We start from the raw sequence: 305 nt of genomic DNA, 5'->3' as shown, positions 1-305 counted from the left end.
TATCCGGCTTTCTTAAGCTCTTCATGAGCTTTCTCAAGGTTTGCATCTGATACACGAATGATCGGTCCTGTACAACCCATTCCGCTCTCTGCATAAATATTGATCTTCCATAATGCTTTTACGGCATCCTCAAGATCCATTACTTCGATTCCTGCGATCTGTGCTGTTACGATCTCCTTCGGCGGCTCTTTTACATCCTCCTCTGCTGCAGCTGGTTTTGCTGCTGCTTTTCTTGCATCCAGGATTTCTTTTAAGCCTGCTTTCTTTGCTGCTGCAAATTCTGCTTTTGCTACCTCAAATACTTT

Annotated in this window: 1 pseudogene; it reads right to left on the bottom strand. The window is 43.9% G+C overall.

From position 1 onward, the window contains the following. Positions 1 to 305 (bottom strand): annotated as a pseudogene (locus LI149_RS15115) (glycine reductase); the annotation flags it as partial.

This window comes from Dorea sp. 210702-DFI.3.17 (assembly GCF_020560825.1).
Classification (GTDB): domain Bacteria; phylum Bacillota; class Clostridia; order Lachnospirales; family Lachnospiraceae; genus Dorea; species Dorea formicigenerans.
Note: the sequence above shows the minus strand (reverse complement) of the source record. Positions and strands in the feature narration are given on the sequence as shown.